Origin of the sequence: Bradyrhizobium sp. LTSP849 (genome assembly GCF_000938255.1) — a bacterium.
Taxonomy (GTDB): domain Bacteria; phylum Pseudomonadota; class Alphaproteobacteria; order Rhizobiales; family Xanthobacteraceae; genus Bradyrhizobium.
In genome coordinates, this window is the sequence record NZ_JYMR01000052.1 from 102,226 (window position 1) to 125,352 (window position 23,127).

General features: G+C 64.2%; 20 protein-coding genes. 12 read left to right on the top strand and 8 right to left on the bottom strand.

All coding sequences use genetic code 11. The features are described 5' to 3' along the window. The first annotated feature begins 10 nt into the window (after nucleotides 1-10). Nucleotides 11-3,169, top strand: coding sequence for an efflux RND transporter permease subunit (locus UB31_RS31305; RefSeq protein ID WP_045013606.1), 3,159 nt, complete (start codon nucleotides 11-13; stop codon nucleotides 3,167-3,169). On the opposite strand, the gene UB31_RS31310 is transcribed toward UB31_RS31305, so the two are convergent. Both UB31_RS31310 and UB31_RS31315 read right to left on the bottom strand, forming a co-directional pair. Beyond that, the gene (locus UB31_RS31310; RefSeq protein ID WP_082078695.1) at nucleotides 3,166-5,139 is read right to left on the bottom strand and encodes a potassium transporter Kup; all 1,974 of its coding nucleotides are present in this window, start codon (nucleotides 5,137-5,139) and stop codon (nucleotides 3,166-3,168) included. The genes UB31_RS31305 and UB31_RS31310 overlap by 4 nt on opposite strands. A 303-nt stretch (nucleotides 5,140-5,442) precedes the next feature. Next, on the bottom strand, nucleotides 5,443-6,615 hold the full coding sequence (locus tag UB31_RS31315) for an MFS transporter (RefSeq protein ID WP_045013607.1): 1,173 nt from the start codon (nucleotides 6,613-6,615) through the stop codon (nucleotides 5,443-5,445). Between the two features lie 59 nt (nucleotides 6,616-6,674). Between UB31_RS31315 and UB31_RS31320 the strand changes: the two genes are divergently transcribed. After that, nucleotides 6,675-7,475 carry an AraC family transcriptional regulator gene (locus tag UB31_RS31320; RefSeq protein WP_045013608.1) on the top strand — a complete coding sequence of 267 codons (801 nt, stop codon included), beginning with the start codon at nucleotides 6,675-6,677 and terminating at the stop codon, nucleotides 7,473-7,475. Nucleotides 7,476-7,493: 18 nt separating this feature from the next. Here UB31_RS31320 and UB31_RS31325 read toward each other — a convergent pair whose 3' ends face one another. Then, nucleotides 7,494-9,059, bottom strand: coding sequence for a winged helix-turn-helix domain-containing protein (locus UB31_RS31325; RefSeq protein WP_045013918.1), 1,566 nt, complete (start codon nucleotides 9,057-9,059; stop codon nucleotides 7,494-7,496). 163 nt (nucleotides 9,060-9,222) lie between these two features. On the opposite strand from UB31_RS31325, the gene UB31_RS31330 reads away from it, so the two are divergent. From UB31_RS31330 to UB31_RS31345, 4 genes are all read left to right on the top strand, one after another. Continuing rightward, nucleotides 9,223-10,197: a Bug family tripartite tricarboxylate transporter substrate binding protein gene (locus UB31_RS31330; protein WP_045013609.1), complete on the top strand. Its 975-nt coding sequence runs from the start codon at nucleotides 9,223-9,225 to the stop codon at nucleotides 10,195-10,197. Nucleotides 10,198-10,222: 25 nt separating this feature from the next. After that, nucleotides 10,223-11,239, top strand: coding sequence for a methyltransferase (locus tag UB31_RS31335; RefSeq protein WP_045013610.1), 1,017 nt, complete (start codon nucleotides 10,223-10,225; stop codon nucleotides 11,237-11,239). 239 nt (nucleotides 11,240-11,478) lie between these two features. Beyond that, on the top strand, nucleotides 11,479-12,828 hold the full coding sequence (locus UB31_RS31340; RefSeq protein ID WP_045013611.1) for a malonyl-CoA decarboxylase: 1,350 nt from the start codon (nucleotides 11,479-11,481) through the stop codon (nucleotides 12,826-12,828). A gap of 237 nt (nucleotides 12,829-13,065) precedes the next feature. Further along, entirely contained in the window at nucleotides 13,066-14,514 is a 1,449-nt protein-coding gene (locus UB31_RS31345; RefSeq protein WP_045013612.1) for an MmgE/PrpD family protein, read from the top strand. Between the two features lie 185 nt (nucleotides 14,515-14,699). On the opposite strand, the gene tarD is transcribed toward UB31_RS31345, so the two are convergent. The 5 genes from tarD to UB31_RS31370 form a co-directional block, all read right to left on the bottom strand. Further along, nucleotides 14,700-15,869, bottom strand: a complete 1,170-nt coding sequence (gene tarD, locus UB31_RS31350; RefSeq protein ID WP_045013613.1) for a D(-)-tartrate dehydratase — start codon at nucleotides 15,867-15,869, stop codon at nucleotides 14,700-14,702. Between the two features lie 124 nt (nucleotides 15,870-15,993). Then, entirely contained in the window at nucleotides 15,994-16,236 is a 243-nt protein-coding gene (locus tag UB31_RS31355) for a DUF3297 family protein (RefSeq protein WP_045013919.1), read from the bottom strand. Between the two features lie 11 nt (nucleotides 16,237-16,247). Next, nucleotides 16,248-16,724 carry a glutathione peroxidase gene (locus UB31_RS31360; RefSeq protein ID WP_045013614.1) on the bottom strand — a complete coding sequence of 159 codons (477 nt, stop codon included), beginning with the start codon at nucleotides 16,722-16,724 and terminating at the stop codon, nucleotides 16,248-16,250. A 2-nt stretch (nucleotides 16,725-16,726) separates the two neighbouring features. Beyond that, nucleotides 16,727-18,127 carry an amidase family protein gene (locus tag UB31_RS31365; protein WP_045013615.1) on the bottom strand — a complete coding sequence of 467 codons (1,401 nt, stop codon included), beginning with the start codon at nucleotides 18,125-18,127 and terminating at the stop codon, nucleotides 16,727-16,729. A gap of 80 nt (nucleotides 18,128-18,207) precedes the next feature. Beyond that, a complete protein-coding gene (locus UB31_RS31370; protein ID WP_045002120.1) occupies nucleotides 18,208-18,465 on the bottom strand; it encodes a DUF6894 family protein in 258 nt (85 codons plus the stop codon). A gap of 248 nt (nucleotides 18,466-18,713) precedes the next feature. Between UB31_RS31370 and pqqA the strand changes: the two genes are divergently transcribed. The 6 genes from pqqA (at nucleotide 18,714) to pip (ending at nucleotide 23,127) form a co-directional block, all read left to right on the top strand. Then, the gene (gene pqqA, locus UB31_RS31375) at nucleotides 18,714-18,794 is read left to right on the top strand and encodes a pyrroloquinoline quinone precursor peptide PqqA (RefSeq protein WP_045002119.1); all 81 of its coding nucleotides are present in this window, start codon (nucleotides 18,714-18,716) and stop codon (nucleotides 18,792-18,794) included. A 133-nt stretch (nucleotides 18,795-18,927) separates the two neighbouring features. After that, nucleotides 18,928-19,857, top strand: coding sequence for a pyrroloquinoline quinone biosynthesis protein PqqB (gene pqqB, locus UB31_RS31380; protein ID WP_045013616.1), 930 nt, complete (start codon nucleotides 18,928-18,930; stop codon nucleotides 19,855-19,857). After that, complete coding sequence (gene pqqC / locus UB31_RS31385; protein WP_045013617.1) at nucleotides 19,854-20,633, top strand: pyrroloquinoline-quinone synthase PqqC; 780 nt, start codon at nucleotides 19,854-19,856, stop codon at nucleotides 20,631-20,633. Before pqqB ends, pqqC begins: the two co-directional genes overlap by 4 nt. A gap of 10 nt (nucleotides 20,634-20,643) precedes the next feature. Next, complete coding sequence (gene pqqD / locus UB31_RS31390) at nucleotides 20,644-20,955, top strand: pyrroloquinoline quinone biosynthesis peptide chaperone PqqD (protein WP_045013618.1); 312 nt, start codon at nucleotides 20,644-20,646, stop codon at nucleotides 20,953-20,955. Beyond that, nucleotides 20,952-22,151, top strand: coding sequence for a pyrroloquinoline quinone biosynthesis protein PqqE (pqqE, locus tag UB31_RS31395; protein ID WP_045013619.1), 1,200 nt, complete (start codon nucleotides 20,952-20,954; stop codon nucleotides 22,149-22,151). The genes pqqD and pqqE overlap by 4 nt, the downstream gene beginning before the upstream one ends. Continuing rightward, nucleotides 22,141-23,127 carry a prolyl aminopeptidase gene (gene pip / locus UB31_RS31400; RefSeq protein ID WP_045013620.1) on the top strand — a complete coding sequence of 329 codons (987 nt, stop codon included), beginning with the start codon at nucleotides 22,141-22,143 and terminating at the stop codon, nucleotides 23,125-23,127. Before pqqE ends, pip begins: the two co-directional genes overlap by 11 nt.

A 23,127-nucleotide genomic window follows, 5' to 3' on the forward strand; every position in this document is an offset into this window, starting at 1 on the left:
GGCGCCGGCCATGATCTCAAAATTCTTTATCGAGCGGCCGGTCCTCTCGAACGTCATCGCGCTGCTGATGATCCTGATCGGCGGCGTGGCGCTGTTCAATCTCGCGATCGCGCAATATCCGGACGTGGTGCCGCCGACGGTGCAGGTCACCACGCGCTATCCCGGCGCCAGCGCCAAGACCGTCATCGACACGGTTGCCTTGCCGATAGAGCAGCAGGTCAACGGCGTCGAGGACATGCTCTACATGCAGTCCTACAGCGCCTCCGACGGCACCTATACGCTGACGGTGACCTTCAAGATCGGCACCGACCTCAACTTCGCGCAGGTGCTGGTGCAGAACCGCGTCTCCAGCGCGCTGTCGCAGCTGCCGACCTCGGTGCAGAACCAGGGCGTCACCGTCCAGAAGAAATCGACGTCGATCCTGCTGTTCGTGACGCTAACCTCGCCCGACTCGACGTTCGACAGCCTGTATCTCAGCAATTACGCCACCATCAACCTCCGCGACGAGCTGTCCCGCCTGCCCGGCGTCGGCAACGTCACCGTGTTCGGCGCCGGCCAGTATTCGATGCGGGTCTGGCTCGATCCGAACAAGCTCCAGGCCCGCGGATTGATGCCGCAAGACGTCATCCAGGCCATCCAGCAGCAGAGCCAGCAGGTCTCGGCGGGCCAGGTCGGCGCGCCGCCGACGCCGCCGGGACAGGCGTTCCAGTACACGCTCAACGTCAACGGCCGGCTCGACGACACCGGCCAGTTCGAGAACATCATCGTCAAGACCGGCACCAGCGGCGACGTCACGCGCGTGCGCGATGTCGGCTGGGTCGAGCTGGGGGCGCAGACCTACAGCCAGATCTTCTCGCTGAACAAGCAGCCCGCCGTCGGCATTGGCGTGTTCCAGTCACCCGGCGCCAACGCGCTCCAGGTCGAGCAGGCCGTCGAGAAGAAGATGGCGGAGCTTGCGAAGGCCTTTCCGCAAGGCATGAAATACGACACGCCGTTCGACACCACAAAATTCGTGCAGGCCTCGGTGCACGAGGTCTACATGACGCTGATCGAGGCAGGCTTGCTCGTGCTGGTCGTGATCCTGGTATTCCTCCAGGACTGGCGCGCCATGCTTGTGCCGGCGACCACGGTGCCGGTGACCATCATCGGCGCCTTCGCCGCGATGGCGGCGCTCGGCTTCACCATTAACATGTCGACGCTGTTCGCGATCGTGCTCGCGATCGGCATCGTCGTCGACGACGCCATCGTCGTGGTCGAAGGCGCCGCCCACAACATCGAGCAGGGCATGAACGGCCACGACGCCGCGATCAAGGCAATGGACCAGCTGTTCGCGCCGATCGTCGGCATCACCCTGGTGTTGATCTCGGTGTTCCTGCCGGCATCGTTCCTCGCCGGTCTCACCGGGCGCATCTACTCGCAATTTGCGCTAGTGATTGCCGCGACCGCGCTTTTGTCGGCCATCAACGCCGCGACGTTGAAGCCGACGCAGTGCGCGCTGTGGCTGCGTCCGACGGTACCGCCGGAGCAACGCAATTTCTTCTATCGCGGCTTCAACGCCGTCTATAACCGCGTCGAGCGCGGCTACGTCCGGCTCATCGGCGTGCTGTGCAGGAACAGCACGATCTCGGTCGCGGCTGCACTGGTCCTGATTGGGATCGGCGGCTACGGCCTGTCGCGGGTGCCGACCGGCTTCCTGCCGATCGAGGACCAGGGCTATCTGATCGCCGCCGTGCAACTGCCCGATGGCGCTTCGCTCGAGCGAACGCAGAAGGTGCTCGACAGGGCCAGCGCGCTCATCAAGGACACACCGGGCGTCGCCCAGGTCATTACCATCGCCGGCATCTCCGCGCTCGACAGCAGCGCCAGCCTTGCCAATGCCGGCGTCGCCTACATCATCCTGAAGGACTGGGAGGGGCGCAAAGGCCCCGGCGAGGATCTGCGCTCGCTGGTGTACGGGCTGAACGACAAGGTCGCGACCATCATGGAGGCGCGCACGCTGGTGCTGCCGCCGCCGCCGATCCAGGGCATCGGCAACGCGGCCGGCTTCTCGATGCAGGTCGAGCTGCGCGACGGCAACAGCGATTTCGCAAAGCTACAGGCGATCACGGGGGCAATGGTCAGTAACGCCCAGAGCCAGAGCGCGCTTCAGCGCGTGTCGTCGTCGTTCCGCTCGTCGGTGCCGCAGTTCAATATCGAGATCGACCGCGTCAAGACCCAGACCCTGCACGTGACGACGGACCAGGTGTTCTCGGCGCTGTCGACCTATCTCGGTTCGTCCTACGTCAACCAGTTCAACAAGTTCGGCCGCGTGTTCCAGGTCTATACCCAGGCCGACCCGGCGTTCCGCGTCACCGAGCGCGACATCGCCAACATGCAGGTGCGCAACCAGGACGGCAACATGGTCCCGATCGGCACCGTCGCCACGATCACGCCGGTCACCGGCCCGTCGCTGATCAGCCTCTACAACCTCTATCCATCTTCGACCATCGTTGGCCTGCCCGCGCAGGGCTATTCGTCGGGCCAGTCGCTGCAACTGATGGAAGAGATCGCGGCCAAGACGCTGCCGCCGGGCACCGGCTTCGAATGGACCGCGATGTCCTATCAGGAGAAGGCGGTCTCCAACCAGATCTACTGGGTGTTCGGGCTCGCCATGCTGCTGGTCTATCTCGTGCTCGCCGGCCAGTACGAGAGCTGGTACGCGCCGATCTCGGTGATCCTTGCGGTGCCGCTGTCGCTGATCGGGCCGATGCTCGTCCTCAACGGCCTGAAGATCGACAACAACCTCTACTGCCAGATCGGCCTGATCCTGCTGATCGCGCTGTCGGCCAAGAATGCGATCCTGATCGTCGAAGTCGGACTCGAGCTGCACGGCCGCGACGGCAAGCCCGTGCTGGAATCCGCGATCGAGGCGGCGCGCGCCCGCTTCCGTCCGATCCTGATGACGTCGTTCGCCTTCATCCTCGGCGTGGTGCCGCTGGTGATCGCGACCGGCGCCGGCGCCAGCGCCCGCAAATCGATCGGCATCACGGTGTTTTCCGGCATGCTGGCCTCGACCTGTCTTGCGGTGCTGTTCGTGCCGGCCTTCTTCGTGGTGGTGCAGCGGTTCGAGAACTGGCTTGAATCGCGCAAGAAGCCGGCGGCTAAGCCAGCAACCCAGACGGAAGCCTAGACGTCGACGCGGAAGCCGACCTCGATCACCGCGTCGTGCGGGATTTTGAAGAAGTCCGGCGCACGGCTGGCGATCCGGTTCAGGAACGAGAAGATGCCGAAGGAAACCGGATCGATCGCCGATCCGCTCTCGCGGCGGACGATGGTCTCGTGGGCGAGATAATAGTTCTTGTGCTCGAGATCGGCGTCGAAGCCGAGCTTGTTGCAATTGTCGAGCGTCAGCGGGATGTCCGGCGTCTGCATGAAGCCGAGCCGGACCTGGATGCGATAGAAGCCGCGGCCGAGGCGATGCACCGAATGCCGCTCGCCGAACGGCACGCGTGGCCGGCGATCCGACACATAAGTGAGCAGCACCACGGTTTCGTGCAGCACGCGGTTGTGCTCGATATGGCGCAGCAGCATCGGCGAGACGCCATGCTCGACTTTAGTCAGCCACACGCCCATGCCGGGCGCACGACCGATCACGGCGGTGTCGGCATAGCCGAGGAACTCCTTCAGCGGCATCGACATGTCGTCGAGGCGACGGCGCACGGTGGATGAGCCCCTGCGCCAGGACAGCATCAGCGCGGCGATGATCGTGCCAACGACCAGCGGAAACCAGCCGCCCTCGACGATCTTCAGCGAGTTCGACACCAGGAATGTCGCATCGATCGCGCCGAATACGAGAATCACTGGCAGCGCCAGCCTGCGCGACCATTTCCAGCGCGATCGCGCGACGTGATAGAGCAGGATGGTGGTTATCAGCATGGTGCCGGACACCGCGATGCCATAGGCAGCGGCGAGGTTTTCCGACGAACGGAACATGATCACCGTAAGCAACGTGCCGATCATCAAGAGCCAGTTGGCAGCGGGGACATAGATCTGGCCGGCTTCGTCATAGGAGGTCGGCGTGATCTGCGCCCGCGGCGCCAGCCCCATCTGCATCGCCTGCCGCGTCAGCGAGAACACGCCCGATACCAGCGCTTGCGAGGCGATGATGGTCGCGAACGTCGCCAGGATCACCATCGGGATCAGCGCCCAGCTCGGCGCGAGCTTGTAGAAGGGATTGTCGGCCGCGGTCGGATCGGCCAGCACCAGCGCGCCCTGCCCAAAATAGTTCAGCACCAGTGCCGGCAGCACCAGCGCGAACCAGGCCCGCCGGATCGCAGTCGCGCCGACATGGCCCATGTCGGCATAGAGCGCTTCGCCGCCGGTGAGCGCGAGGAAGACGGCGCCGATCACCACGAAGGAGATCTTTGGATCGGCAAGCAGGAAATGCCCGGCTTCCAGCGGATTGATCGCCAGCAGGATCGCCGGCGCCTTCCACACGTTGACCGCGCCGAGCACGGCGAGCACTGCGAACCAGACGACCATGATGGGTCCGAACAGTTTGCCGATGCTGCCAGCGCCATAGCGCTGGATCGCGAACAGGCCGATCAGCACGGCGAGCGTCGCCGGCAGAATGAAATGCTCGAAGTCGGGCGCGACCAGCTTCAGGCCTTCCATAGCGGATAGCACGGAGATCGCCGGCGTGATGACGCCGTCGCCATAGAGCAGCGAGGCGCCGATGACGCCGAGCAGGACGAGGATGGGAAGCCGCGCGCCATCAGCCACCTTGTCGGCGGCGACGAGCGACAGCAGGGCCAGAATGCCGCCCTCGCCGTCATTATCCGCCCGCAGGATGAACACGACGTATTTCAGGGCGACCATGGCAATCAGCGCCCAAAGAATGAGCGAGACGATCCCGGTCACCTCGGCCGCGACAGGCAGCGGATGGCCGAGACCGGAGAGCGCGACCTGGAAGGCGTAGAGCGGGCTGGTGCCGATGTCGCCAAAGACGACGCCGAGCGCGGTCAGCGCCAGAAACCAGGGACTGCCGAGATGATGCACGAACTTTGGATGCTCGGTCGCCGCGCTAAGGGGATCGTAGACCACGCCGGTCGCGGCGCGATCGATCAGGCTCCGGACCGGGAGATCGGACGGCAGATCCATGCGGGTCTCGGTGAGAGGACAGTCATGGAATAAATGCAAGCGGCGTGCCGGGGGGCCTCCGGATTAAAAAGTCGAAAACAACCCCATGCACAGTAGAACGGCGTTGATAAGGCTGTGCTTTCAGCTGCGTGGCGGGCGTTTGACCCGTCGGGCAAAACACTGGCAAGATGGGATCATCGGAAAGCGTGTGCGACGCGCCTCCTCATCCCCCGTCATTGCGAGCGCAGCTCTCCCGTCATTCCGGGTCGTCGCGTAGCGACGAGCCCGGAATGACGAGCGGAGCAAAGCAATAACGATGTGGCATCACACTGCCGCAGGCGTCCTGATCTCGCGCGGCAGGATGATCGCCGCCGCAATAGCCAGCAGACATAGCGCGGCGAAAGCGTGCAGCATGGTGACGAAGCCGCCCTGCTCGTAGAGCCAGGCGACCAGGCCAACCGACGCACCCGCCGCGGTGAAGCCGACGAAGTAACGCACCGCGTAGGCGCGCGAGCGCCATTCTTCGCTGGTGTATTTCCCGACCATGGCGTCGTTCACCGTGACCTGCCCGAACGCGCCCATGACGATGCCGATCGAGACCAGTATCAGCGGCAAATTGGACAGGCTCGCGGCCAGATACAAAAACGGCGCCAGCATGAAGGACAGCGGCAGCGCCACCGTCTTCAGCGAATAGCGGTCGAGCAACCGGCCGATCGTGTACTGCGTCATCGCGCCGAACACGTAGACGCAAGCCGCGATGACGCCGAGCAGCGCCGGGCTTTTCGTAAGATCCGCAAGCCGCTCCGCGAACAGCTTTGGCAGCGCCACGGTGACCGCATTGAACGTGGTGGAGATCGCGATGACCACGATCAGCAACGACAGGATCACGCGCCACATGTCCTGCTTGGCGACGCGCGCTTGCGCCGCCGCCTGCTTCGAGCCCTTGCGGTCTTCGTGCACGACCATCATCGCAAAGGCGATACCGATCAGGATGGTGACGACGCCCGGGACGATGAAGGCAAAGCGCCATCCGAAATATTGCCCGACCACGCCGGTGACGAGCGCCGAGGAAGCGACGCCGAGATTGCCCCAGACGCCGTTCAGCCCCATCTCGCGGCCGAGCCTGTCGGCATAGGACACGATCATGGCAGTGCCGACGGGATGATAGATCGAGGCGAAGATACCAATCGCAAACAATGCCGCACCGAGCTGCGGCGGCGTCTGCACGAAGCCGACCGAGATCATGGACAAGCCGATGCCGATGAAGAAGATCAGCATCATGTGGCGGCGGCTCCAGCGGTCGCCGAGCCAGCCGGTCAGCAGCGAGCCGGCGCCGAAGGCGATGAAACCCGGCGTCGCGTAGGGCAAAAGTTCCGAATAGGCCATGCCGAGCGCCGGCCCCATGATGATCACGGCGGCGGCGAAGATCAGCATCGCATAATGGTCGATGAAATGACCTGCGTTGACGAAACTGATGACCCGGCTGGGGCTGTTCATTCGAATCCTCTCCTGCTCCGAAATGGGTTATATGTCGGGCGCATGACGGGATGCTGCCAATGACTGTCGTCGAAACGCCAATCCTCCGGGAGGTCCGGGGCAACCACCGCTCCACCGCGGGCGTGCATCTGGTCGCGCGCGACTATCCCAGGGGGCTGCGGCTCGACCCGCACATGCACCGCGAGGCCCAGCTGGTCTATGCCGCGAAGGGCACCATGCAGGTGACGACGCCGAAGGGGCGCTGGCTGGTGCCGCCGGACCGCGCGGTTTGGGTCCCGGCCCATCTCGAGCACGCCATCGACGTGCTCGCCGACATCGAGATGCGCACGCTGTATTTCGACCCGCCCTGGCTGAAGCGCGAGCAGCGTTACAAGGGCCTGACCAGCGAGTTCGTGGTGCGGGTGTCGCCGCTGCTGCACCAGGCGATCCTCGCTTTGTTCGACGCCCGCAACACCGAAGAGCGCACCGAGCTGCTGGTGCGCCTGGTGATGCTGGAATTGCACCAGGCCGAGGATCCCGCGACCTTCGTGCCGCTGCCGCACGAGCCGCGCTGCCGGCGCGCGGCGATGATCGTGCTCGACGACCCCACCGGCCTGCACGATATCGACACGCTGGCGCGCGAGGTCGGAACCTCGGCGCGGACGCTGTCGCGGCTATTCTCAACGGAGACACAATTGAGCTTCAAGAGCTGGTGCCAGCGCGCAAGGGTTGCTGCCGCCATCCAGCGGCTATCCACGGATGCAGGTGTGTCGGTGAAGCAGCTCGCGACCCAGCTCGGTTATGCCAGCGTGCCAGCTTTTTCGGCTGCGTTCCGCCAGGTGACGGGTCGGACGCCGACGGAGTTTGCTGGGAAGGGGTGAGGCGCAGATGCGAGCGGCCTACCTGCTCAACCCTGACTCTTCAGGAAGTCCTGCCTTGCGCAAGCCCTCGGCGATGCGAGCTCGCTGCGCAAGACAGGTCGGATGATCCGACGGCGAACTGGCATGGAATTGGACGATGCTGAAGTTCGGAGCGAGCGTGAGCCCCGCCTGCACATAGGCCCATGCTTCCTCGATCTGACCAAGATGCGCCTGCCCGGCGGCGAGATAGAAATACATGAACGGCGCAATATTCCGGTTGGTCTCGATCGATCGCTTGAACCAGTGAACGGCAGCCTCATCGGCGCCGAGATATGATTGCGCGACGCCTGCCGTATTCATCCAGGAAGAGGCCTTGTTGTCGCGGGGAGAAAGCCGGAAGGCCTCCATGACATGGGCTTCGGTCTCTTCGGCCCGACCGAGATTGTTTTTACCGAGCCCAATCCACGCATGGGCCGTGGCCAGATTCCGGTCCAGCACCAACGCCCGCTCACATTCGGCGATGCCCTGGGCGGCGCGGTTTGTGAAGATCTGGACGACGCCCATCAGGCAATGTGCCCTCGCGTGATTAGGTGTGCGGGCAAGTATCCTCGTTAAGGACGCTTCGACCACTTGCAGGGGCGCCGCCCTGTCAATCAGCATGGAGGTCGCCCGCATGGTATCGACAGAAGCCATGCCCACCATGGCTTCGACGTTCGCAGAATCCAGGCGGAGCGCCTGTTCGAAGAACGGGCGCGCCTGCGACAGGCTCGCGGGATCCGTTCCGCGATTCATATATTCCATACCTTGAAAATACAGGTCCATCGAATCCGGATGGGGCGCCCGCGCCGCGCGCCGCGCCTCCACCATGACCAGCTCGGTCCCGAGTTGATTGGCAAGACGGGCACCAATCTCGTCCTGCATGTCGAAGAGGTCGACGACCTGTTTATCAAAGCGATCGCCCCACAAATGATTGCCGGTCCCGGCATCGATGAGCTGGACGTTGATGCGCATCCGGCTTCCAGCCCGCTGCACCGAGCCCTCGAGCACGTAGCGAACGCCGAGTTCACGACCGAGCTGCTTCAGATCGACATGCGTACCCTTGTAGGTGAAGGCGGTGTTACGGCCGATCACGAAGATGCCGGCCATTCGCGACAGATCCGTGGTCAGGCTCTCGGTCACGCCGTCGACAAAATATTCCTGCGCGGGATCCGGGCTCAGATTGGCGAAGGGAAGAACCACAAGCGACGGCTTGCCTGCGGCGGGGCTCGGCAAGACGGCGACAGTTGCAGCCGTCGGCACTTCGCGCACCTCCGCGACGAAGCGGATGCCCTTGCGCGGAAAGGTCTTGATCAGGCGCTGCGCGTCTCCGGAATCGCCGATCGCCTTGCGCGCGACATTAAGTCGCGTGGTCAGGGCGACGTCGGAGACGGCGCGGCCATGCCAAATGGTACGGATCAGGTCATCCTTGCTGACGACGCGCTCGCGGTTGCCGATCAGATAGCCGAGCAGGTCGAAGACCTGTGGCGCGATGGCGATCGCATCCGCTCCGCGGCGCAGCTCGCGCCGCTCGGTGTCGAGAGAAAAATTTTCAAAGAGATAGCGCAAGCCGTTTCCCTGCAGTCGCGGTCGATCGCTGAAATCCTTCCGTTCAAGAATAAGCTGCCGGTAAGGAAAATGTAAGCCGGCGACCAGGCCCGTCGGCCTCCCGACGTGATACATCTAAAGGTAGAGCCCGCGGAAACGTTGGGCCTGGTCAGGGAGACGGGCAATGATCACGCGTCGTGATGTGTTATCGACCGCCGCTGCCGCGTTCGCCGCCACGTATCCTGCGCCGCGCGCGCTCGCACGGCCGCTCTCAAAAACCGTGCACATTCTGACAGGCTTCTCGCCCGGGTTCCAGGACGCCATGGCGCGGCTCGTGGCCGGACAGATGAGCGGCTATGCGGAAACCATCGTGGTCGAGAACCGGCCAGGCGCGGGCGGTCGCATCGCGGTGGAGGCGCTGAAGAACGCCGATGCCGACGGATCGGCCATGCTGTTCTCGCCGCTCGGCTTCATGATGTTCTTTCCGCATGTCTACAAGACGCTGAGATACCAGCCGCGTGATTTCACACCGGTGTCGACCGTCGCCTCGACCCCGACATTGCTGACGGTCGGCCCGAAGGTACCGGCCGACGTCAAGACGCTGGCGGACTTCGTTGCCTGGTGCCGCGCCAATCCGAAGCTCGCCACCTTCGGTACGCCGGGCGCCGGAACCACGCTGCATTTTCTCGGTACGATGCTGGGCCGCAGCGCGGGCTTCGATTTTCTTCACATACCCTATCAAGGCGGTGGCGCGATTCAGGATCTGGTCAAGGGCGTGATTGCGGCGACCGTCATGCCGATCGGAAGCTCGCTCGGGCTTGTCCAGTCTGGAGATCTTCGCGCGCTGGCGACCACCGGACCGCGCCGCTGCCCGTTCATTCCGGAGGTACCGACGGTGCGGGAAGCCGGATATCCGTCGCTCGAGGACCTCACATGGTTTGCGTTCTTCGTTCCGGCGAAGACACCAGCGCCGATTGTCGATAAGCTCAATGCCGCGATCCAGGCGGCCGTGCGCACCGACGAGGTCAGGGCCGGCATGGCAAAGCTGGCCGTCGAGCCCGATACGATCGCGATGGAAGACTTCACCCGGCTGATCGCATCGGAATCCGACCGGTGGAAGGCGATCGTGCAGGAAACGGGGTTCGTCCCGACCGATTGAGCGCGGCATTGACAGGAGGCAACACATGAGCGGGCCGGCATCCGTGCATGATCTCGTGCAGTCGCATCGCATCACCGCGGTGATCTATGCTGCGGCGAAGCTCAATCTCGCCGAGGCCATCGGCGATGAGGCGAAATCCGTGGCCGAGCTTGCCCGGCTGGTGTCCGCCGACGAAAGCGCGCTACGCAGACTGCTCGTCGGCCTGACGACAATTGGCCTGTGCAGGCAGGCAGACCTAGACCGGTTTGCCATGACCGATCTCGGCCGGCAACTCGGCGAGACCGCCGACCCATCCTTCAAGGACTGGGTTCTCTTTGAGGGCGAGATGCTCGCGCAATCCTGGAGCGGACTGGTCGATTCGGTTCGCACCGGAAAGACTGCGACCCAGCTGCGCGGAGAAGGCGATGACCGTTATGCCGCGTCAGGCAATGCGCCGGACGCAAACCGACGGTTCAACGCTGCGATGGTCAGCCTCACGCGGTCGATCGTTCCAAAGATCGTTGCGGCCCACGACTTCGCCGCCGCGCGCCTCGTCATGGATCTCGGCGGCGGCACCGGCGAATTGATCGGCGCCGTGCTTCAGCACAACCCTCATCTTGAGGGCGTTGCCCTGGATCTGGCGCGTTGCGAGGCAGATGCGCGCGCACATTTCGACCGGCTTGGTATCGCCGGCCGCTGCCGGTTCGTCGCCGGCAGCTTCTTTGAAAAAGTCCCGAGCGGCGCCGACACGATCGTGATGAAGAGCATTCTCCATAATTGGAATGACGATCGTTGCCGGATTATCCTGCGCAATTGCCGGGACGCGCTGCCGCCGGGCGGGACGCTGATCGTGATCGAGCGGATCATGCCGGAGCTTGCCACGACGGAACCCGGGGATCGCTCCTGCGTCATGAGCGACCTCAACATGCTGCGAGGACCCGGCGGCTGCGAGCGGACGGAAGCCGAGTATCGCAGGCTCGCGGGCTCGGCCGGCTTCGCTTTCGTCCGGACGACCGGCATGGGCTCGTTCAGCCTGGTCCAGTTCAGCAGATCCGGCAATTGAGCAGGCCCTCTTCTGGCGCTGACGTCGGGGGAGCGGATCGCGGACGCACCGGCCCCCATTCGCCACACTGCGCGGCAGGCTACTGCGTACCGTACCCCGCCCTCGCCGGGCATGAGAGCATTCTCGAAACGCACAGCCCAGCTAAAGTTGCCAAATTCGCCTGCTTGATTGTGATCGGCTTCCGCCTCAATCCCGTGTAAGCTTCCGCACCGCACAAACCCCGGATTCGAAAAGCCCAGATGGCCAACGCCTTCTTCTCCGATCTGCTCGCCACGATCTCCGAGCGCGGCCGCACGCTGCTTCGCCGCGATTCTGCTGATACCAAACAGGACGCCGACGGGCTGATCGAGCTCTGCGGCGCGCTGCTGTCGGGCCGGGGTGAAGCCTCCGGCACAGCCATGGCGCGCGAAGTGCTCGACGTCTACGGAGAGCTGGATGCGGCAGGACGTCGCGCCTTTTTCGAGGGCCTCGTGCGCGATTTCGGCCCGGACCGGGAACGTCTGGCCAAGGCCATCGAAAAGTGGCGCGCCCAGCCCAGCGACGAGGACGCGAGCTCGCTGCATTTCGCCTCGGAACCGCGCCGGCAGGAACTGATCCGCCGTCTCAACCGCGCGCCCGGCGGCACCGGCGATCTCGTCAACATGCGCGCCGATCTGCTCGGCATGACGAACGGCCACACCGATCTCGCCGCGCTCGACCGCGACGTCTCCCATCTTCTCTCTTCGTGGTTCAACAGGGGGTTTCTCGTGCTGCGCAGGATCGACTGGTCGACCCCGGCCAACATCCTCGAAAAGATCATTCGCTACGAGGCCGTCCACGAGATCAGCGACTGGGACGATCTGCGCCGCCGCATCGATCCGGTCGACCGCCGCTGCTACGCCTTCTTCCATCCCGCGATGGTGGATGAGCCCCTGATCTTTGTCGAGGTGGCGCTGACCGAGACGATCCCCGGTGCGATTGCGCCGCTGCTCGCGGTCGACCGCCCGTCGGTCCCGATCGAGCGCGCGCGCACCGCCGTGTTCTATTCGATCTCCAACACCCAGCGTGGACTTGGCGGCATCTCGTTCGGCAGCTTCCTGATCAAGCAGGTGGTCGAGGAGCTGCGCCGCGAGACGCCGAAACTCGACACCTTCGTGACGCTGTCGCCGGTGCCCGGCTTCATGCAATGGGTGAAGCAGGACAAAGACGTTCCGCTGTCGGACGAGGATCGCGAGCTGCTGAAGCGTCTCGACGATCCCAAATGGTTCGAGAACCCCGAGACGACCGCGCAACTGCGCAGCGTGATCGAGCCGCTCGCCGCGCACTACTTCCTGAAGGCGCGCACGCCGAAGGGCCGCCTGATCGATTCGGTCGCCCGCTTCCATCTCGGCAACGGCGCGCGGCTCGAGCGCATCAACTGGCTCGGCGACCTCTCGCCGAAGGGTGTGCGGGAATCCGCTAGCGTGATGGTCAACTATCTCTACCGCCTCGACGACATCGAGAAGAACCACGAGGCCTATGCCAATGACGGCGAGGTCGTGGCGTCCAGCGCGGTGAAGAAGCTGTTGAAGGGCGAAGGACGAAGGCTGCTCGACATGCGGCTGTCGTAGCGCCCCACTTGTCGTCCTGGCGAATGCCAGGACCCATTACCACCGCAGCCTGTTTGGCGATGACTGCCCATTGCCATGTTGATGCAGGCGGCGACGAATGTTCGCTACAACTCCTCCCTGGGGTAATGGGTCCTGGCTTTCGCCAGGACGACGTTGGGGAGAGTTCGCCGGCTGGACATGCGGCTATCATAAGCGCTATCCGTTTCATCGAACTCCTGCACCAAAGAACGGGACACCATGAAACGACGCGATTTTCTCGGCCTGACCGCTGCGGCGGCAACCAGCCTCTCGCTCTCGCCCGCACGCAGTTTCGCGGAGGGCTCCGGCTCAGGGCCGGAGATGACGGCGCTGTGCGACTACATGAGCGCGGCGAAGACCCGCGCGCTTCCGGCGGACGTCGTCGAACACGCAAAACACCACATTCTCGATACGCTGGCCTCGATGATATCCGGATCGGAGCTGCCGCCCGGCCAAGCCGCGCAGCGCTACATCCGCGCCAATGCTGCGCAGGGCACATCGACGGTTGCCGGCACGGCGCTCACGGCATCGCCGATCGAGGCCGCACTTGCCAACGGCGTCATGGCGCATGCCGACGAGACCGACGATTCGCACAGCCCGTCGCGGTCGCATCCCGGCTCTTCAACCGTCCCCGCGGCGCTTGCGCTCGGTGAACACCTCGGCATCGACGGTGCCCATTTCCTGCGGGCGGTGACGCTCGGTTACGACGTCGGCACGCGCGTGGTGATGGCAATGGGCGGCGCCGATTTCAGCTATGAAAGCGTGCTGAGCACGCACAGCATTTCCGGCACGTTCTGCGCCTCGGCTGCGGCGGCCTGCGTCGCCGGCTTCGACGCGCGCCGGATGCGCTGGGTGCTCGACTATGCCGCGCAGCAATCCTCCGGCTTCATCGTGTGGCGGCGCGACGTCGATCACATCGAGAAGGGGTTTGTGTTCGCCGGCATGCCGGCCCGCAACGGCGTGACCGCGGCGCTGCTGGTGCGCTCGGACTGGAACGGCGTCGACGACGTGTTCTCAGGGCCAGACAATTACTTCCTGGCCTATGCGCCGAAGGCAGCCACCGGAAAGCTGGTGGAGAAGCTCGGCGAGCGTTACGAGATCGCCGTGACCGACATCAAGAAATGGACCGTGGGCTCGCCGATCCAGGGACCGCTCGATGCGGTCTACGCCATTCGCAGCAAGCAGGCGTTCGAGGCCGACCAGGTCAAACGCGTGACGGTGCGCCTTGCGCCATCCGTCGCCGAGGTCGTTGATAACCGCGACATCCCCGACATCTGCCTCCAGCACATGGTCGCCGTGATGCTGCTCGACAAGACCGCCTCGTTCCACGCCGCGCACGACAAGCCGCGCATGCAGGACGCGGCGGTTTTGAAGGAGCGCGCCAAGGTAAATCTGGTGCGCGACGAGGAGCTGGCCAAGCTGTTGCCGGTGCGCGTCGCCATCGTCGAGATCGAGCTCGCCGACGGCACCCGCCTCTCCGAACGCGTCACCGCCGTCCGCGGCACCCCGCGCAACCCGATGACGCGGGAAGAGGTCATCGACAAGGCGCGCGATTTGATCGCACCGGTGGTGGGAGCCGAGAAGGCGGAGCAGTTGATCAAGTCGGTGTATGGGATTGAGGCGGTGACTGACATCCGCGGTCTGCGGCCGTTGCTGCAACGCGCGTGAGGCTGCGCGCGGCTCACTCCATTGTCGTCCCGGCGAAGGCCGGGACCCATAACCACAGGAAGTGGTTTGACGAAGACTCGGAGTTGTCAGCTCGCGCCATAACTTCTCCCTGGGGTTATGGGTCCCGGCCTTCGCCGGGACGACAGCGAGTATTTGGCGCGGCCGTCGTACTCCAACGACAAATGCTACTCCGCCAGCGCCTTCATCTCCTTGTAGAGATCAGACTTGCCCTCGAAGCCGATGCCCGGCAAATCCGGCATGGTGATGTGGCCGTTCTCGACGCGGACGCCGTCGGGAAAGCCGCCATAGGGCTGGAACAAATCCGGATAGCTCTCATTGCCGCCGAGACCTAAGCCGGCTGCGATGTTGAGTGACATCTGGTGGCCGCCGTGCGGGATGCAGCGGCTTGGCGACCAGCCGTAGGTCTTCAAGACCTCCAGCGTGCGCTGATATTCGCAGAGGCCGTAGGACAGCGCGCAGTCGAATTGCAGCCAGTCGCGATCCGGGCGCATGCCGCCGTAGCGGATCAGGTTGCGCGCGTCCTGGTGGCTGAACAGGTTTTCACCGGTCGCCATCGGGCCCGGATAGAACTCGGCGAGCGCGGCCTGGAGCGCATAGTCGAGGGGATCGCCGACCTCCTCGTACCAGAACAAGGGATAGTCGCGCAGCATCTTGGCGTAGGCGATGCCGGTTTCGAGATCGAAGCGGCCGTTGGCATCGACCGCGAGCTGCGCGTCCTTGCCGATCTCCTTCAGCACCGCCTCGATGCGGCTGCGATCGTCCTCGATCGGCGCGCCGCCGATCTTCATCTTCACGACGTTGTAGCCGCGATCGAGATAGCCGCGCATCTCGCCGCGCAGCATCGAGAGGTCCTTGCCGGGATAGTAATAGCCGCCGGCGGCGTAGACGAAGACGCGCGGATTGGCCGTGAGGCCGTGGCGTTCGGCAAGCAGCCGGAACACCGGTTGGCCTGCGATCTTCGCCACCGCATCCCACACCGCCATGTCGATGGTGCCGACCGCGACAGAGCGTTCGCCATGGCCGCCCGGCTTCTCATTGGTCATCATCGCGGCCCAGACCTTGTCGGGGTCGAGATTGTCGCCGGACGCGTTCAAGAGCGACTTCGGATCAGCCTCCAGGATGCGCGAGGCAAAGCGCTCGCGGATCAGGCCGCCCTGCCCGTAGCGGCCGTTGGAGTTGAAGCCGTAGCCGACCACGCGCTTGCCGTCGCGCACCACGTCGGTGACGATGGCGACCAAGCTCGTCGTCATCTTGGTGAAGTCGATATAGGCGTTGCGGATCGGCGATGAGATCGGTTTTGTGATCTCGCGGACGTCGACGATGCGGACGGACATGGGCTTGGCCTTTCACTTTCGTCATTGCGAGCGCAGCGAAGCAATCCAGACTGCCACTGCGGAAAGATTCTGGATTGCTTCGCTTCGCTCGCAATGACGAGTGGAGAGAGTGTGCGCGCCGAGGTTACTTCTTATCCCTGAAATACGGCTCGACCGGGCCATGCACCTTGATGGTCAGCGGGTTGCCGTGACGATCCTTGGCATTGCCTGCGGTGACGCGGACCCAGCCTTCGCTGATGCAGTACTCCTCGACATTGGTCTTCTCGACGCCCTTGAAGCGGATGCCGACGTCGCGCGCCAGGATCTCCGCGTTGTGATAGGGGCTGTTCGGATCGACCGACAGTCGGTCCGGAAATTCGTCGCTCATGATTGTCTCGCTCACAACAGGGTCTCGATTTGCTGCCGCAATCCTTCCGGCCGTGCGGTCGGCGCGTAGCGCGCGATCACTCGGCCGGCGCGGTCCACCAGGAATTTTGTGAAATTCCATTTGATGGAGGCACCCAACAGTCCGGATTGCTGGTGTTTCAGATACTCATACAAAGGGTGCGCCTTGGCGCCGTTGACGTCGACCTTCTCGAATAGCGGGAAGGTGACGTCGTAATGGGTCGAGCAGAACGACTGGATCTCGCTCGCCTGCCCCGGCTCCTGCGCGCCGAACTGGTTGCAGGGAAAGCCCAGCACCGAGAAGCCGCGCGGCGACAGATCGCGGTGCAAATCCTCGAGCCCGCGATATTGCGGCGTGAAGCCGCATTTGCTCGCGGTGTTGACGATCAGCAGCACCTGTCCCTCGAAGCGGCGCAGGGCGACCTCGTCGCCGGCGAGCGAGTTGGCCTTGAATTCGTAGATCGCCGACATCGCTAACCCACGGGATCGATCGGCGACGGCGGCACGCCGCCCGCCTCGATCGCTTCGCCTGCGAGAAGACAAAGGTCCTCGCGATAACGGCCGGACACGATATGCACGCCGACCGGCGCCTTGCCGACGAGGCCGGTCGAGACCACGAGGCCCGGCAATCCCATGAAGGGAATCGCGATCTGCGGCAGCTGCGCTTCCCAGACGCGCTTGAAGGACGCCTCGTCCTTGCGGTCGAGATGATCGGGGAACGGCAGTTCGCCGGAGACCGGCGTCAGCACCACGGCGTATTGCTCGAAGAACAGCATCCAGTCGCGGGTCAGCGTGGCGCGGCGGGTCAATGCCTTGGCGTAATTCGCCTGGTCGAACGGCGTGACCTTGGCGCGGTTGCCGCGCAGGCACGCCAGTGCGCCGGGATCACCCTCGCGCTCGGCCATCTCAAGCTGCGCCTCATAGCCGTCGCCGAGCCAGAGCTTGACCTGCCACTCGACGGCTTCGCGCATCGGCGGCGTGTTCTCGATCAGTTCAACGGTCCAGCCGGCGCGCTCCAGGCGCTTACCGGCGTCGGTCACGGCCGCCTTCACCTCGGGCGTGGTCGCAAGGCCGTCCGGATTGAGGCAGATCGCGGCGCGCTTCGGCCGCGCCGGGCCTTCCAGCGGTGCCGGCACAAACCAGGGGTCGCGCGCGTCGCGCGCCGACATCGCGGCGAGCGAAATGCGCAAATCGTTGACCGTGCGCGCCAGCGGACCCGACACCGCCATGATCTGCGGCCCGATCGGGCGCTCCGGCAGCGCCGGGTTGAAGGCGGGGATGCGGCCGAGCGTCGGGCGCAGGCCGTGCACGCCGCAGGCATAGGCGGGATAGCGGATCGAGCCGGCGATATCGGTGCCGTGGGCGATGTGGCCAATGCCGGCCGCGACAGCCGAGCCGGCGCCGCCGGACGAGCCACCCGGCGTCAGCGCGGCATCGCGGGGGTTCTTGGTGTCGCCATGGACCAGATTGGTGGTGAACCAGCGATAGGAGAAGGCCGGGCAATTGGTGCGCCCAAGGAGAACCGCGCCGGCTTTGCGGAAATTGGCGACCACCGGATTGTCCTCGCGCGCGATCAGGTCGCGCTGGAGTTTCAGGCCGTTGGTGGTGGCAAAGCCTTCCTGGTCGACATTGGCCTTGATGGTGACGGGCACGCCGGCCAGCACGCCGGGATCCTCTCCCCTCGCGATCGCCGCATCGACGGCATCGGCCTGCTTGAGCACGTCCTCCGGCCGGTGGTCGATCACCGCATTGAGCTTGGGATTGACCGCATCGAGCCGGGCGAGGCCGGCCTTGGCGGCCTCCCTGGCCGACACCTTTTTGGACTTGACGAGGGTAGCGAGGTCGGCGGCCGACAGGCGCCAGAGGTCTTGCATGGCTTGCTCCGTGTAACCGGCGTCTTTTAGCGCCGGAAACACAGCAAAGCCATGCGGATTTCGCAGGGGCGAAGCCGGGATTAGTGCCGGGTCGCGGATTGGTCCGGGACGTCCAGCAGGGCCTCGGTGAAGGGGAATTCCAGCACGATCTCGCCTTCGACGTCGGTGACCTCGATCACCGCCGCCATGAGCGCCGGCTGGGTGCCCTCGGATCTCAGCACCTCCAGGATCATCTGGCGGGCGACCTCCCAGGCACGATCGGGATTGCGCAGGTCCTCGCCTTCGGGATCCACGATCAATTCATCGCCGATACGGGTGTTGAAGAAATATTTGGGCATCACCGAGGTCCAGTTGGGTCGCCTGTACCGGATTGAAAGCTGTCCTGCACTCACAACTGCTTTATCAGGACAGGGTTGGCGACCGAATGCGCCGGGCGCAAGGCTGCGTCGTCAGAAGTGAAGTTCCACTAGCATTTTTCGCGGCGCAACATGGACTTCTCGGGAAAATTTCACTGGCGAACTTTTCCGCCCGCATTACTTTAACCCATGGGCGTACACGTCCCAGTTCGCGAAAATGGAGAGCCAAAATGGCCTGGAAAACCCCGAAGATCGTCGAAGTGCCCTGCGGCATGGAAATCAACATGTATGTGAGCGCCACCCGCAAGTAAGCGGTTGGTGAGTTCGCGTTCAGCGCAGGTGGTTCTTTCGGTCGAGTCCTATTCGGTCACGATGCGTTTCCGAAAGACAGGATTTGTGTCGGCCTGAGATCCACCTCGCGGCGTTCCCTCCAGGAGACGGATCATGCTTCGCGTCGTCGTCCTGGGCGCTGCAGCCGGCGGCGGAGTGCCGCAATGGAATTGCGGCTGCGAGGGCTGCCGGGCGGCCCGTACGAATGGCCATGAGCTTCAACGGACCCAGGCCTCGGTCGCCTTCAGTGGCGATGGCGAGCACTGGTTCCTGATCAATGCGTCCCCCGACCTGCGTCAACAATTGAATGCCACGCCGCAGCTGCACCCCAAGGCGGGTGCGCTACGCCACACGCCGATCGCCGGCGTGATCTTGACCAATGGCGAGGTCGATGCGGTGGCGGGCCTGCTCTCGATGCGCGAGGGCTCGCCGTTCACGGTCTACGCGCATGAGAAGGTGCTGGCGATCCTCAAGGCCAACAGCATCTTCAACGTGCTCAACGAAAAGAACGTGCGGCGGCAGCCGATCGATATCAGCGAGCCGTTCGAGCCGCGACTGCCCGACGGCGCGCGTACGGGACTAGAGGTGCAGCCGTTCGCCGTGCCCGGCAAGTCGGCCTGGTATCTCGAAGGCAAGGCGCATCCCGGCGGCGAGACCGGCGATGGCGACACGCTGGGCCTGAAGATCACCGACAAGTCGACCGGCAAATGCTTCTATTTCATCGCCGCCTGCGCCGAGGTGACCGACGCGCTCAAGGCCGAGATCGACGGTGCAGCCCTGGTGTTCTTCGACGGTACGGTCTGGCGCGACGACGAGATGATCAGGTGCGGGCTCGGCCACAAGACCGGCAAGAGCATGGGCCATGTCGCGATGTCCGGCGACGACGGCGCGATCGCGCGGCTCGCCGATCTCACACTCGACAGGAAGATGTTTCTGCATATCAACAACTCGAACCCGGCATTGCTGCCCGGCTCGCCCGAGCGCAAGACTACTGAGGCGGCGGGTTGGCAGATACCCGCTGACGGAACGGAGATCGTGCTGTGAATGCCGCGTCCATGACTGGAATGACCGCGCTCTCGATCGGCAAGGACATCAGGCTCAACTCCGCCGAGGAGCTCGAGGCAACGCTGCGCCACATTGGGGCTACGCGCTATCACAGCCTGCACCCGTTCCATAAGCTCTTGCACGGCGGCAAGCTGAACAAGGGCCAGGTGCAGGCCTGGGCGCTGAACCGCTATTATTACCAGAGCACGATCCCGATCAAGGACGCCGTGGTGATCTCCCGCTTTCGCGATCGCGCCACCCGGCTGGAATGGCGCCACCGCATCGAGGACCATGACGGCGATGTCGGCTCTGAAGGCGGCATCGAGCGCTGGCTCAAGCTGACCGGCGGCCTCGGCCTCGACACGGCTTACGTGGAATCCACCGAAGGCATCTTGCCGGCGACGCGCTTCGCGGTGGAAGCCTATGTGCATTACTGCCGCGAGAAGAGCCCGCTGGAGGCGATCGCCTCCTCGCTCACGGAATTGTTCGCGCCGAACCTGCACGAAGAGCGGATCTCCGGCATGCTGGAGCACTATGACTTCGTCAATCCTGATATCATGAGCTACTTCAAGCGACGGCTGGCACAGGCACCGCGCGATGCCGGCTTTGCGCTCGACTATGTCAAGGCACATGCCACGACGCCGGAGCAACGCGCCTCCGTCTGCAACGCGCTGATCTTCAAGACCAATGTGCTATGGGTGCAACTCGACGCGCTCTATCACGCCTATGTCGAGGGCAACATTCCGCCGGGTGCGTTCGTGCCCAAAGCGAGCTGAGGAACCATTGATGGCCGGGCCGCGGAACATCAGCGTCAGCGAGGCCAGCCGCCCGGTGCTGCCGCGGCACGCCAAGCTCAGATATGACGAGACGCGAAAGGTCTGGGTGATCCTGGCGCCGGAGCGCGTGCTGGCGCCGGACGAGATCGCGGTCGAGGTCTTGCAGCTCTGCGATGGCGAGCGCAGCGTCGGCGACGTATCCGACCAGCTGGCGGCAAAATACGCCGCGCCGCGTGAGGCGATCCTCACCGATGTCATCGGCATGCTCCAGGATCTCGCGGACAAGGGGTTCCTTACGGAGGCCCGGGAGAAGACGCCATGAGCGATCTGCTCGGCAATCCCACCATTCCGCCTGATGCCAGCGACAGCCTCGCGGTGCTCGAAAAGCAGCGCTCCACGGCGGAGACCTTTGGCATTCCGCTCGCCGTGCTGCTCGAGATCACCCATCGCTGCCCGCTGCAATGCCCCTATTGCTCGAACCCGGTCGAGCTTGACCGTTCCGGCAAGGAGCTGACCACCGAGGAATGGAAGAAAGTCCTGAGCGAGCTCGCCGAGATCGGCGTGCTCCAGGTGCATTTCTCCGGCGGCGAGCCGACCGCGCGCAAGGATCTGGTCGAGCTGGTCAAGCATGCCAGCGACGCCGGGCTCTACACCAATCTGATCACCTCGGCCGTGCTGTTGACGCGCGACAAGCTCAGCGATCTTGCGGATGCCGGGCTGTGCCACGTGCAGATCAGTTTCCAGGGCGTCGAAGAAGGCCTCGCCGATCGCGTCGCCGGCTACAAGAATGGGCATCGCAAGAAGCTCGAAGTCGCGAAGTGGACGCGCGAGCTCGACTTGCCGCTCACCGTGAATGCGGTGATGCACCGGCAGAATCTGCATCAGCTCCCCGACATCATCCAGATGTCGATCGATCTCGACGCCGACCGGCTCGAAGTCGCCAATGTGCAGTATTACGGCTGGGCGTTGAAGAACCGGGCGGCGCTGATGCCGACCGTGGCGCAGCTCGACGAATGCACCCGCATCGTCGAGGAGGCGCGCGAACGGCTCAAGGGCCGACTGACAATCGATTACGTCGTGCCGGATTATTACGCGCTGCGGCCGAAGAAATGCATGGGCGGCTGGGGCCGGCAGTTCTTCAACATCTCGCCGGCCGGCAAGGTGCTGCCCTGCCACGCCGCCGAAAGCATCACCGGGCTCGACTTCGAATCCGTCCGCTCCAACCATTCGATCGCCTGGATCTGGCAGAACTCCGACGCCTTCAACCGCTATCGCGGCACCGGCTGGATGAAGGAGCCATGCAAGTCTTGCGAATTCCGCGAGATCGATTTCGGCGGCTGCCGCTGCCAGGCCTTTGCGCTGACGGGCGACGCTGCCAACACCGATCCGGCCTGTGCGCTGTCGCCGCTGCACGAGACCATCTTCAAGCAGGCCGAGCGCGAGGCCGAGGGCGAGACCAACCGCTTCCTCTATCGCAATTTTGCCGGCGGCACTTTGGAATCCGGGAATGACGCCTGACGCCGACGCGGCCAATTCAGTCAAACGCGCCGATCCCTTTGCGCCGCTGACCTCCGAAATGCTCGATGTCGGCGACGGCCACGAGCTCTATGTCGAGAGCGTCGGCCGGCCCGACGGCATCCCCGCAATCTATCTGCATGGCGGCCCCGGCTCCGGCTGCCAGCCCGATCATCGCCGCTTGTTCGATCCCGACCGTTTCTGCGCGGTGCTGTTCGACCAGCGCGGCTGCGGCCGCAGCCGGCCGAAAGGATCGCGCGCGCACAACACGACGGCGCACCTCATCGCGGACATGGAAAAGATCCGCGAAAAATTCGGCTTCGACCGCTGGATGGTGGTCGGCGGCTCCTGGGGCGCGACGCTGGCGCTGGCGTATGCGCAAGCCCATCCCGAGCGCGTCTCCGGCATCGCGCTGCGCGCGACCTTTCTGGGCACGCGAGCGGAAGTCGAGACGGCTTTCACCTCGCGCCTGGCGCAGTTCTATCCGGCGCTGTACGAAGATTTTCTGAATGTGCTGCCGCCCGAGGAACGAGAGCGGCCGGTCGAAGCTTACTATCGCCGCATCCTCGATGCCGACCCCGCCGTGCATGGACCGGCATCGCGGGCCTGGCACGATACCGAACGTGCGCTCTCCGAGCACAAGCCCGCAAAGACGCGAATTGACCTCGCCTCGCTGAACGTCTGGCGCACATTGCCGGCGACACCGTTCATGGAAGCGCATTACTTCGTCAACGACAGCTTCATGAGCGAGAGCCAGTTGCTGCGGAACGCCGAGAAGCTCAATGGCATTCCCGGCATCATCATCCAGGGCCGCTATGATCTGCTGTGCCCGCCTGAGACATCCGAGCGGTTGGCGAAAGTTTGGCCGGGTTCCGAGATTCGCATCGTGGAAGAAGCCGGGCATTCGCTCTATGATGCCGGCGTGCGGGACGCGGTCATGAAGTCGATCGCCGATCTTGCGTCGAAGGCCGCGCGATAG